9 protein-coding genes are annotated in these 11,629 nt (G+C 54.4%); 2 read left to right on the plus strand and 7 right to left on the minus strand.

Annotated elements, in window-relative coordinates; translation table 11 throughout:
- Entirely contained in the window at positions 1-711 is a 711-nt protein-coding gene (locus IE065_RS15790; RefSeq protein WP_189516845.1) for a hypothetical protein, read from the plus strand.
- Between the two features lie 19 nt (positions 712-730).
- Complete coding sequence (gene rpoD / locus IE065_RS18280) at positions 731-2,587, plus strand: RNA polymerase sigma factor RpoD (protein WP_308437520.1); 1,857 nt, start codon at positions 731-733, stop codon at positions 2,585-2,587.
- Between the two features lie 203 nt (positions 2,588-2,790).
- Here rpoD and ftsZ read toward each other — a convergent pair whose 3' ends face one another.
- Genes ftsZ through ftsW form a run of 7 tightly spaced genes read right to left on the minus strand, consistent with a single transcriptional unit; the run spans position 2,791 to position 11,628 of the window.
- Positions 2,791-4,089: a cell division protein FtsZ gene (gene ftsZ / locus IE065_RS15800; RefSeq protein ID WP_189516847.1), complete on the minus strand. Its 1,299-nt coding sequence runs from the start codon at positions 4,087-4,089 to the stop codon at positions 2,791-2,793.
- Between the two features lie 15 nt (positions 4,090-4,104).
- Positions 4,105-5,316: a cell division protein FtsA gene (gene ftsA / locus IE065_RS15805; RefSeq protein WP_189516849.1), complete on the minus strand. Its 1,212-nt coding sequence runs from the start codon at positions 5,314-5,316 to the stop codon at positions 4,105-4,107.
- 34 nt (positions 5,317-5,350) lie between these two features.
- A complete protein-coding gene (locus IE065_RS15810) occupies positions 5,351-6,286 on the minus strand; it encodes a cell division protein FtsQ/DivIB (RefSeq protein ID WP_189516851.1) in 936 nt (311 codons plus the stop codon).
- Between the two features lie 2 nt (positions 6,287-6,288).
- Positions 6,289-7,218: a D-alanine--D-alanine ligase family protein gene (locus IE065_RS15815; protein ID WP_189516853.1), complete on the minus strand. Its 930-nt coding sequence runs from the start codon at positions 7,216-7,218 to the stop codon at positions 6,289-6,291.
- Positions 7,215-9,377 (minus strand): UDP-N-acetylmuramate dehydrogenase, encoded by a 2,163-nt coding sequence (gene murB, locus IE065_RS15820; protein WP_189516855.1) that lies wholly within the window; start codon positions 9,375-9,377, stop codon positions 7,215-7,217. Before murB ends, IE065_RS15815 begins: the two co-directional genes overlap by 4 nt.
- Positions 9,378-9,382: 5 nt before the next feature.
- On the minus strand, positions 9,383-10,477 hold the full coding sequence (locus IE065_RS15825) for a UDP-N-acetylglucosamine--N-acetylmuramyl-(pentapeptide) pyrophosphoryl-undecaprenol N-acetylglucosamine transferase (RefSeq protein ID WP_189516857.1): 1,095 nt from the start codon (positions 10,475-10,477) through the stop codon (positions 9,383-9,385).
- Positions 10,474-11,628, minus strand: coding sequence for a putative lipid II flippase FtsW (gene ftsW, locus IE065_RS15830; RefSeq protein ID WP_189516859.1), 1,155 nt, complete (start codon positions 11,626-11,628; stop codon positions 10,474-10,476). Before ftsW ends, IE065_RS15825 begins: the two co-directional genes overlap by 4 nt.
- Between the last annotated feature and the right edge of the window lies 1 nt (position 11,629).

Genomic DNA, 11,629 nt, shown 5'->3' on the forward strand with positions numbered 1-11,629 from the left:
ATGAAGTTCGCCGTCCAGTCCTTATTACCAAATATGGGCCAAGCTACCCCGCGAGACAAAGCTGCGACCTTGGAAACGCTCTACACAGCATTAGCAGGTTGTGACTCAGCCATCGTCCGGGGGGAATATTTGGACGAGTTGGCGCATCTGACCCGCACTGACCGAAGCGCGATGGAGTCTGACTTCCGACAGCATCGCCAACGGGATAATCGCGCCCAAGGCCCAAGACCCTTACCACCTGCACAAGAAAACAAATCCAATGAAAAATTGACAAGTGCGGAATCTGTTCTATTGTTCGTCGCTTTACACCGGCCGGATTTGGCCCAGTTTTATGCGCAAACCATTGAACATGAATGGCTTGATCCTTCCAAACGCGACGGAAGGCTCCTTGGCCTTATCCTCGCGGAATCGGAGAATGACCACTGGGAAGGCGTAGAAACACTGGAACCACTACTTGAAAATGAGGACGAACGGAATTATATATATCAATTGCTCACGCGCGAACTTTCCTTCGAAGATCCGGTCCAAGCTGTTAATGAGTGCATCCGACGCATATTTGAGCAGCACCTTAAAGGCGCTCAACAAGCCTTGGAAGAACGCATTTTAAACGCTAATAGCGGAAACCCGGAGCAGACCCGCGCCCTGCATCACGAACGCATCCGACTTCGCCGCCTTAAGCATCAGCCACCCCAGATAGAATTGCCCACTTAATAGTCCACCAAGCAAAATTATGCCGTCCAAACCGAAAAAGACCGCAAAAAGCAGCACCACCAAATCCACCAAGCCGCAGACCGCAGCAGCCGCGAAGGCTAAAGTCAAGGCGGCCAGCAAGGCGCACGAAATGAACGCGCCCGCAGAAAAAGCTGCTGCCAAGCCGGAAGCTCCAGTGAAGAAGTCCGCTAAGGATGTTGCTGCCGCTGCCGAAGCGACCGCTCACCTGAACGACAAGATTCGCATCTTGATCCGTACGTCCAAGGAGCAGGGCTACCTGACCGTGCAGAACATCAACGATGCCCTCCCAGAAAGCATCAATAATCCGGAGGAAATCGAAAACGTCATTTCCATTCTCGAAAACCTCGAGATCGACATCCTCGACAACGAAGAAGTCGAGAACTACAAGGCCCGCCTCGAAGAAGAAGAAGAAGAAGAAAGCCGCGTAGCCAATCAGGACATCTTGGACGACCCCGTTCGCATGTATCTGAAACAGATGGGCCAAGTGCCGCTGCTGACTCGCGAGCAGGAGGTCTCCATTTCCAAGCGCATCGAAAAAGCCGAATCCAAGGCCATGGATGTGCTATTCTCCGTCGGACTGACCACCACTTATCAAATCGATCTGGCCAAAAAGCTTATCGACCGCGAAGAACGCTTCGACCGCATTGTTCTCGATAAGAAAATCGAAAGCCGCGAAGCCTATTTCAAGTCCCTGCCCGTCCTTATTGAAAAGTCGGAGGACCTCGAAGCCCGCTGCGAAAAGGCCTGGGCGGACATCCAGAAACACGATGACGGCTCTTCCAACGAGAAGCGTGCTATCACCCGCTTCAAGAAGTATGAAGGCCAGCTTAAGCCGATTTTCAAAAAATTCTGCTTCAAGATGAAGGTCTTCGAGGAGTTCCTCGACAACCTCTCCCCCACCCTGCGTGAGATAGAGGACCACCTCGACCACCTCGAAATTTCCAAGAAGGTCCAACAGCGCAAGCACAAGAAGCACGACCCGGCCACCATCAAGCTACGCCTGCATGACATCACGCAGATGTATCGCTTTGACGCTGCCGAGATGCTGGAGTTGATCCGCGACGTGCGCCGCAACATGCGTGAGGCCCACCGCGCCAAGACCGAAATGGTCGAAGCCAACCTGCGCCTCGTGATTTCGATCGCCAAGAAATACACCAACCGTGGCCTCTCCTTCCTCGACCTAATCCAAGAAGGCAACATGGGCCTCATGAAGGCTGTTGAAAAGTTCGAGTATCGCCGCGGCTATAAATTCTCTACCTACGCCACGTGGTGGATTCGCCAAGCAATCACCCGCTCCATCGCAGACCAAGCCCGCACGATCCGCATTCCGGTACACATGATCGAGACCCTTAACAAGGTCATGCAGGTTCAGAAACAGCTCCTCCAAGAACTCGGCCACGAGCCGACCCCAGAAGAAGTTGCTGACGAAATGGACCTCCCGGTCGAGCGCGTGCAGGCGATCATGAAGATGGCCCAACAGCCAATCTCGCTGCAAAGCCCAGTCGGTGACTCAGACGACACCAACTTCGGTGACTTCATCGAAGACAAGGGTGCCGAAAATCCTTACGACATGACCGCTTACTCGCTCCTACGTGAAAAGATCATGGACGTCCTCGACTCGCTCACCGAGCGCGAACGCCGCGTGCTGTCACTCCGCTTCGGCTTGGTTGACGGCTACTCCCGCACTCTGGAAGAAGTCGGTCGCCAGTTCAAGGTCACCCGCGAACGTATCCGTCAGATCGAGGCTAAGGCCCTGCGAAAAATGCGTCACCCGACACGTATCCGCCAACTCCACGGTTTCTTCGAAGGCGAAATGGACACCAGCGGCCCCGGCTTCGAGCACTTCAAGAAGTAAGCTTGTCAATCGCTTCACGGCGGCTCAAACCGCTCACTTTCAATCCTCCACCCTCATTGGTGGGGGATTTTTAATGCCTCAAGGACAGAACTACTAGGATCAATCCGCAAACGTGATCCCTGCGCCTACCAGCCTTTCCAACCACACACTGTAAATCAGCAGGAGAAAGATATCGCCTCAAAAACAGGCAGCGCAAATTTGCCCTACAAAGTAATCCGCACGCCACGCCGCAAATAAGTCGGCACGTCTAGGTCTTCACCATCGAAGATATTGCGCTCGGTGTTGTCGAAAAAACCGCGTTGTTCATCTTCCGCCACGAACAGGAACTCTTCCTGATCGATCTCAAACTGAGTCTGCTGCCGTTTGCCAAGCTTACTCTCGTGCACCGGACGATTCGAGCCCGCTGCCGAAGTGTCGAAAAGCTCGTCGTCCGTCGTTGCCCGTCGCGTTTGGCGAGGCTCAGGGCTCGGTGTCGCTTCCACACGAGGCATCACAGGGCGTGATTTACGCTCGGGCCGATAACCAGCCAGATGAGTCGCCCCGATGACACAGATCTCCACCGATTGCTGAAAGCTTTCATCGACCACCGCACCGAGAACAATCTGTTCCTTGCTGCCAAATTTTTCGGCAATCGCCGTCATGATCTGGTTGACGTGTGAGATGCTCAAATCGGTGCCACCAATAATATTGACCAATAGACTGTCTGCACGCTTGGCGAAGCCCGGCGTGTGCAGCAGCGGGCAGAGCGCCAAGTCGTTTAGCGCTTCTTGCATGAAGTCGTCGCCCTCTCCTCGCCCGAGGCCAAAGAGGGTCTTGCCGCCGCGACCTTGGAAAACCTTGCGCAACATCGCGAAGTCTAAATTAATCAGGCCCGTTTGCGTAAGCATCGCGCAGATGGATTGCACGCCACGGCCAATCCACGCGTCGGCTTGCGCGAAAGCGTCGAGCACGGTTGCAGACTCGTCCATCTGCTGCAGCAGCAAGTCATTGGGTAGCGGGATGACGGCATCGCAATGCGTGCGCATTGCCGCCAACGCGGTCTCTGCCACTTCATGATGACGTGCCCCTTCAAAAGTAAATGGCAAGGTGACAAAGGCGATAACCAGCGCTCCCTGCTCCGAAGCCAAGCGAGCAATAACTGGACCCGCGCCGCTGCCGGTGCCACCGCCAAGACCAGCCACGAGAAAAACCAAGTCCTGCCCATCGACGACTTGGCGTAGTTTTGCCTCGTCTTTTTCGGCCGCATTCTGACCGATCTCTACGTCACCGCCTGTGCTCAAGCCACGCGTCACTGACTTACCAATCAAAATCTTTTCGCCGATAGGTGAACTATCAAGCGCCTGTGCATCAGTATTGACCCCTGCAAGATGCACCTGCTCATGAGGCGTCATCTGCACGCGGTCCACGGCATTCACACCTGCCCCGCCGACACCGATGATTTTCACGCGAACGCCTTGAGAGTCCAGATCGCCACTAAATGATTTACTGTTTAGTTCGCTCATACCATGTCCCTCCTATCAGGTTCCAAAAAGTTGTGTTACGCGGCGTAGCAACCCACGCTGACGACGCTGCTGCGCGGTGTCATCCAGCGTCTGGCCGGACAGCGCAAAGTGCAGCAGCCCAAGCGCCGTGCAATACTCAGGCCGTTGTAAATTGTCGTGAACCCAGGAAGGTAGTTCGCCGCGCCGCGCCGGCACGCCCAGTGACTTCTCTGCCGCGACATCAATCTGATCCAGCTGTGAGCCGCCACCAGTTAAGAGCACGCCCGCAGGCAAATACTTTGCACTACAAAGCTCGCCAGCCTGCTTTTTGACCAATTCAAAAATTTCTTCCACGCGCTCACGAATCACCTGCACGAGAGCCTGCTTGGGTATGCGCCGATCACCGATCATCTGGTCGCCTACCATCCAGACTTTCTCCTGCTTGTCCTCGGCTTCGAGCACCGCCTTGCCAAAGCTAAGCTTGAGTTTTTCCGCGTATTTTCGATTCACGCGCAGTCCCAAAGCGATGTCATTATTGATATGATCGCTGCCCACAGGTAGCACGCCGGTTCGAGCAGCAACACCGTTTTGGTAGATCACCCAGTCGGTCGCGCCTGCGCCGAGGTCAATCACCATCACACCTGCACGCTTCTCCTCGTCGGTCGCGATCACGGTTCCCGAGGCGATGCTGGATACGATGATGTCTTCCACATTAAGCCCGAATCCATTGATCACGTGGATGTGGTCACGCACTTTTCGCTCGTCGCCGAGCACCGACCAGTAGCCAACCTCCAGCTTTTCTCCCTGCATACCCAGCGGTTCACGCGTGGGCCGACCATCGAGTAAGAAGTGATTACGAATGTGGTGAATATAGAGCCGGTCCTCAGCAAGTTTCTTGTTCTTGGCTTCGGACATCACGCGGTTCATGTCTGCGTCACTCACGCGATTATCACTCGCGCTAACGTTGACTGACGCGCTGTTGTAGAGCCCTTCCAAGTGGCTCCCGGTCTGCGATAAAAAGATAGCCTCGATCTGCGTGCCCGCACTTTTTTCCGCCCCCATGATCGCTGCGTGCGTGCTGTTGCTGACCGCCTTGAAGTCGACGATCTCGCCTTTTTTCACGCCCTCAGAGGTAGCATCCTGCTTGCCGATAATGTTTAGGCTCCGGCCGTTGACAATGTCGCCAACCAGTACTGTGACTGAGGCGGCACCAATATCGACGGCTCCGATTATTCTACTTTGGCTCATGGTGCGGTCGTTCGGTTAGCATTTCAGTTTGAGCTTATCGAAATCGGACAGGCCCTCGCGGCGTAGCTTCGGCCAACTTCACCACCGCGTCCTGCATGGACAAGTCGATGTGGTCGAAACGCTGCCGTTGCCTTTCCAACTGTTTCAAGATGGTTTCCAATTCAGCGAACTGCTCGTCTAGGTCATTAGGAGAAAAAACAATTGTGTAGCCCTTACTTGTCGTAACAGCCAAACGTGAGCTGAGAGTCTTGCCGCTCGGGTCAAAGTCCGCCAATGAAACGCTTTCCCACTCGCTCACGCGATCAGGCATCAGCCTGCGGGCATGGTGAAGGAAATCGGCCACATCACCTATCCCGTCAAGCGGCTGGTAATCTCCATTTTCTTTGCGATGCAAAGTAACACCTGCCACATAAGGTAGTCCGCGAATTGTATCCGCCGGATAACGCTGCCCTGGATAAATATCTCCCTCGTAGGAGATCAAACGCATAAACTTTTTACCCGAAGAGTCTTGCAGTACCATACGTAACACTGGCTGGCGTTCAGCAATGCGGATGCGCAACGCGTCCGGAAACACGCGCTCGACCAACACGGAGCGGACTTGGCCGTTGTCGCGCAGAGTGCGTTGGATTGCCTCAATGTCGACGGCCATCAGCTCGATATTCTCCGGCAACGAAACTTGCTGGTTGAGCCACTGCTCGTCGAGCACGCCATCAGTTTCTAGATAAACGGCACGCATGCGTTCCGAGCCACCAGCCATCAAGCGGGAAAAAGATTCACTGCGAAGATATTTCACCCCGCCCCAGATCGCACAACTCAGCAACGCAAATGTAATGAGGCCGCCCAAAAACTTTAGATTAATCATCCATCGCCGCTTCCGCGCGTGGGTAGTCACCGCACGCCCGGAAAAGCTTTGCTGAATGCTTCGCCAGGTGCTCGGTGCGTTGGACTTACTGGTAGTTTTTTTGGCCATGATCAGGTAGCGGCGCGTGCTTGCACTGCGCGCACGATTGCGGGTTCGACCATTCTTCTCACCAGAGGTTGGAAACCCAGCCCAATGCAACTTGCGCTTTTGGGCAGGAGGCTGGTGGGCGTCATGCCAGGAATGGTGTTAATTTCCAAGAAGTAGGGCCGTTCGTCAGACGTGATGATAAAATCTAATCGAGCAAAATCGCGGCAACTGCAAGCAGCAAAAGCATTCTCGGCGAATGTTTTTACTTTGCAAGCCAAAGTTTCGTTAATGTCAGCAGGGTAAAGGTACTCGGTGGCACCGTTAGTGTATTTATGCTGAAAATCATAGACCCCGCTTTTAGGGCGAATTTCCACGATGCCCATCGCTTTTCCATCAAGCAGACCGATAGTCATTTCCCGCCCAGTGATGAACTGTTCCGCCATCCAATGACCGTCCTTGATCTGCTCCAAAATGGCTGTTAACTCGTAGCGATTATGCGAGATATGGACACCTACGCTGCTGCCACTGTCCGTCGGTTTGAGCACTAAGTGATCACCCAGCGACGCCATAATGATGTCAGCTGAAGGCTTACTTTTGGCAATAAAGGTGAGGTCCTTCGCGCGTTCAAATCCACTCTCCGCAATAGTGGCTTTGGCGTTAATTTTGTGTATGCACAAGGCGCTTGATTCCGCCCCGCAGCCCGCGTAGGAAACGCCAGCTTTGTCCAGCAAAGCTTGCAGCTGGCCATCCTCACCGAAGGGACCATGCATCGCAGGAAAAACAACCGTGCGCTCGGAATCAAGCGGCGGCAAATGGTCGTAAGCAAGGTCGATAAGCTCGACGTCGTAAAGATTCCCCAGCGCCTCGGCGACCGAACGGCCAGTAACGCGGGAAACTTCAGCCTCTGGTGAGTCTCCACCACAAAGCACGGTGACATGTTGGCGTTCGCTCATAGGACATCCTTCCAGTTGTGACCAACCAACAATGCTTCGGGCTCCAGCTCGACGCCACGTTCACGGAGGACAACAGCGCGGATCTTTCGAATCAACGCCAGTACATCCGCAGCAGACGCGCGATTGCGGTTAATAATAAAATTCCCGTGCACCATGGAGACCTCCGCCCCGCCGATGCGATGCCCCTTGAGGCCCAACTCATCGATCAATTTCCCCGCGTGGTTGCCCGGAGGGTTCTTAAAGATACAACCAGCACTTGGCTCCCGTGGCTGAGACTCCTTACGCCGTCCGGCGTAGGCGTCCATCTGCTCACGAATCGAATCGCCTGGAGTCGATGCCCCTGAGCGCAAGACAGCACTGAGCGCCATGGAGTCCAACAGCTCATTGCAACAACGGTATTCCACGTGAAAATCTTCACTCGGCAATTGAGCAATTTCTCCGCTCGGTGTCATGAATTCAACGCTTTCGACCACGTCAAACATCCAGTTGCCCATCGCCCCTGCGTTCATGCGTAACGCACCGCCCAAGGTACCTGGGATGCCTTCGAGAAATTCAAATCCACCGAGACCTTGTTTAGCCGCCAAGCCGCAGAGTCGCTTCAGTGGCAAGCCTGCGCCAACGTTCACCCGACCATTATCCAGCAACGTGAATTCGCGGAAACCCTCACCGCGCAAACTAATGACCAATCCCGGAAAGCCCTCGTCGGCCACAATGAGATTCGAGCCTCGGCCCAAGGCAAACCAAGGCAGGTTACTTTGTTTGGCAAAGTATAGCAGTTGCTCAAGGTCATCCGTACCATCGGGCTCAGCGTAAAAACGTGCAGCTCCACCAACGCGAAGCGTCGTCTTGCCAGCAAGTGGCTCACCTAAAGTCAATTTGGTATACAAGGAAAGCTCTTCGCGCCAATCATCCGCAATTTGCCAGTCTCTAGCAAAACGGCGAGCCAGCTCGTCAATATCTCCCGCACCAATAAACAGTACCGTAGCTGGTCGTGAACCACGGATAGCTTGGTCGAGTACACGGGGTAAATCATCGGGGGTAAGTACCGGCCAGTCTTGACCACTGGCATCGACAATCGCTTCGCTCTTACCAGTTACGATCGGGGCCTCACTCGCTGCATAAACGGGCAGCAACATGACGTCATCCGCGGAGCTCAACGAGCGTGCAAACTCCGCCGCAAACTGGCGGGTGCGAGTGTAGCGATGCGGCTGAAAAATGACAATCTGACGCCCTGGCCATTCACTCCGTGCGTGCTGAAGCAGCGCAGTTACCTCGGTGGGATGGTGTGCGTAATCGGCCAACAGCGTGACGCCACGTGTTTTACCAATAATGTCCTGACGGCGGCGAATCCCGGGGAAATCGGACAGTAAGCTCAGCGAGACTTCAGCGCCAAGCTCACGAGCGGTAGCCAAGGCAAGCGCACTGTTGGATGCATTGAAACCCGCCGACGATTGGCAACGAAGCGCCTTATTCGAGGGTGCAATGTGGTTAAGCACTTCGCAATCCTCCGGGATAATAACATAGTCCTGCGTGCGAGCAAAGAGGCGAACAAATGCGTCGCGCAAATCCGATTCCTGAGCGTAGCGATCGGCGTGATCCCAATCAAAATTAACCGCAACAGTGATGTCCGGAGCAAATCCTTCCACGGTGCCATCGCTTTCATCAACTTCAGCAATAATCCATGGACTTTCAGCACAATATTTTGCCGGAGAAAGATCGCTACGGAACAACCCTCCGAGCAAATAACCACAAGGAAAGCCCACCTTCGTAAGCAAGTGAATGAGCAGCCCTGTCGTGGTCGTTTTACCGTGACTTCCCACAACGGCAACCAGTTGACGCCCCTGCACCACCTGGGCCAACAGCTCGCCACGACGCAAGACCGACGCACCTCGGCTACGAGCATCGATAATTAATTCGTGATCATCACCAATCGCACTGGAACGCACAACCAACGTAAATGAGTCAGGCAATACCGGACTCAACTGAACGCCATGTTCGCGGAGCAGCACCTTCATTTCAGGACGTAAGCAATCGTCCCAACCGGTCACTGAGACACCAGCCTGAGAAAGATAGATCGCAAGTGGGGCCATGCCCATGCCACCCACGCCAAGCATATAAACAGCGTCGGGCAGGCAGGAGGAAGCTGGCTCTGTCATCATCTCAATCATGCGGGGTCTGCGGCGATACTCGCCATGTCTTTCACAATTCGGTCGACGGGATTAGCACGGTCGAGACGTTCGAGGTTTTCCCTGAAACGTTTGATCAACCAATCATTAAAAATCAGGTCCGTCACCTCGCCCAATAAACGGTCTAGCTCGGACTCCTGCACGACCATGGCTCCACCTTGCTGTTCGAGGAACTGTGCGTTGGCCATTTGATGATCGTCGGCGGAGTACGGATACGGCACCAGAATAGAGGGTAGTCGGCATCGAGCAAACTCTGCAATGCTACCTGCCCCCGCACGTGCAACAACGAGATCCGCAGCGCTCAGCGCAACTGCCATGCTGTCGACAAAAGGAGTAAATACTGCCCGTGCAGTCTGACCGTCAGACGAAATCCGTTCGATTGCGCCACCCGCAGTCTTATTCAGACCAGTGATGCAGTACACGCTAATATTGTCCTTGGCCAGTGCCTCAAAGTTATCCGTCACCCAAGTATTGAGCGCAGTGGCACCTTGACTACCGCCAAGAATCAGCAACAGCTTACCCGTAACATCCAGTCCGAGTTTGGCGCGCGCTTCGTCTTGTGGCATGCGCTGGATTTCCTTGCGAATTGGATAGCCACAGTGGTGGATCATTCGACGCGGCAGACCCTTGATGTTCACACCAGGCGGCAGATACACACGGCGGGCGAATCCGGCCAGCATACGGATTGCGCGCCCCGCCCGTCGGTTGGCCTCGTGCAACATCACCGGAACTCCTGTTAAGAAGGCAGCAAAGACTGCGCCCACTGTTAAGAACCCACCAAAGCCAATAACGGCGTCGGCCTTAAACTCACGCATGAGTTTCATCGTAAAAACCAGTGCGCGAATTTGCTCGATGTTGAATTTAACGAACTTCACTGGGCTCATGGAGAACCCCATACCCGGCGAGCGGGCATACTGAAGCTGCGGATAATTCTTAACCAATCGAGAGTCGACGTCCTTATTGCTAATAATCAAGCGGCAATGATGGCCGCTCTCTTGCAATGCTTCGGCAATAGCAATACCCGGTGCCAAATGACCACCCGTTCCACCGCAAGATATGACAAAGTTGCTCATAGCTCGCGGGGTTTAAGTAGAGGTGAAGCAGACCAACTCGCCAAGCAATTGAAGAGTAGCCCAATGAGGACAAACATCGTTACCAAATTCGTGCCGCCGTAGCTGATAAAGGGCAATGACATCCCCTTGGTCGGCAATAGCCCAGTCACCACACCCATATTGATGAGCGCTTGCATCGTCAAGAAAAGCAAAGCTCCGGTAGCCAGTAAAAATTGGTACAAATTAGGTGCCCGCCGTAGCGCCAGCACGCCAATCGTGAAAATTGCCGCAAACAGGCAAACTACAGCCGACGTTGCCAACAGGCCAAGTTCTTCGCCAATAACGGGGAAAATAAAATCCGTATGTGCCTCCGGTAAAAAGAACAATTGCTGACGCCCCTGCCCCAGCCCAACGCCAGGCACACCGCCAGCGCCAAAGGCCAAAATGCCCTGCCAGAGCTGGTAACCGCTATCGGCTTTATTGGCCTCCACGTCCAGAAACGACGTGATGCGACGAAGACGCACGGGATCCAAATACACCGCGACACTGAAACCGACCACTCCGATGACCGCCGAAGGAACCAGATACCACAATCGCGCCCCCGCCAGAAACATCATGGCAAAACCAACTCCACCGCAGAGAGCCGCAGTGCCGAAATCCGGTTGCAGAAAAATCAACCCGCACGTCAAACCAATCGCCATACACGGAACGAGGAAGCCAGTAATGAGATTTGTCACTTGGCGCTGCCGCGTCCCGTAATAATGCGCCATCCAAATGATCATTGCGATCTTGGCTAGGTCAGACACTTGTAGGCGCATCGGCCCCAAGTCTAGCCAACGGCGAGCGCCATTAACCTCCACTCCGATTTGCGGCACGACCACCAGTCCCAATAGAACGAGCACGCCAGCAGCAATGAAATGGCTGCACTTGCCAAGCCAATCGAGGCTCACCAGCGCCGCAACCAAACCCGATGCTAGTGCGATGCCCAGCCAGATAGCCTGCCGACGAAATAAATAATATGCGTCTTGATCGATGATCTTATTGTGGGACTGGCCAGCGCTGGTCAGCATAATCAACCCCAGCGCAGTCAGCACAGTCACACAGGCCAGCAACGCCCACCCCGCACCGGGACGGCGCAAGTAACGGATCGTTTGCTGGCCAACATGAGTCATC

It is taken from the genome of Cerasicoccus arenae, assembly GCF_014651635.1.
Lineage (GTDB): Bacteria > Verrucomicrobiota > Verrucomicrobiia > Opitutales > Cerasicoccaceae > Cerasicoccus > Cerasicoccus arenae.

Coding starts and splice junctions, on each gene's coding strand:
- IE065_RS15790 (WP_189516845.1), top strand. CDS start 1: ATGAAGTTCGCCGTCCAGTCCTTATTACCAAATATGGGCCAAGCTACC.
- rpoD (WP_308437520.1), top strand. CDS start 731: ATGCCGTCCAAACCGAAAAAGACCGCAAAAAGCAGCACCACCAAATCC.
- ftsZ (WP_189516847.1), bottom strand. CDS start 4,089: ATGAGCGAACTAAACAGTAAATCATTTAGTGGCGATCTGGACTCTCAA.
- ftsA (WP_189516849.1), bottom strand. CDS start 5,316: ATGAGCCAAAGTAGAATAATCGGAGCCGTCGATATTGGTGCCGCCTCA.
- IE065_RS15810 (WP_189516851.1), bottom strand. CDS start 6,286: ATGGCCAAAAAAACTACCAGTAAGTCCAACGCACCGAGCACCTGGCGA.
- IE065_RS15815 (WP_189516853.1), bottom strand. CDS start 7,218: ATGAGCGAACGCCAACATGTCACCGTGCTTTGTGGTGGAGACTCACCA.
- murB (WP_189516855.1), bottom strand. CDS start 9,377: ATGATGACAGAGCCAGCTTCCTCCTGCCTGCCCGACGCTGTTTATATG.
- IE065_RS15825 (WP_189516857.1), bottom strand. CDS start 10,477: ATGAGCAACTTTGTCATATCTTGCGGTGGAACGGGTGGTCATTTGGCA.
- ftsW (WP_189516859.1), bottom strand. CDS start 11,628: ATGACTCATGTTGGCCAGCAAACGATCCGTTACTTGCGCCGTCCCGGT.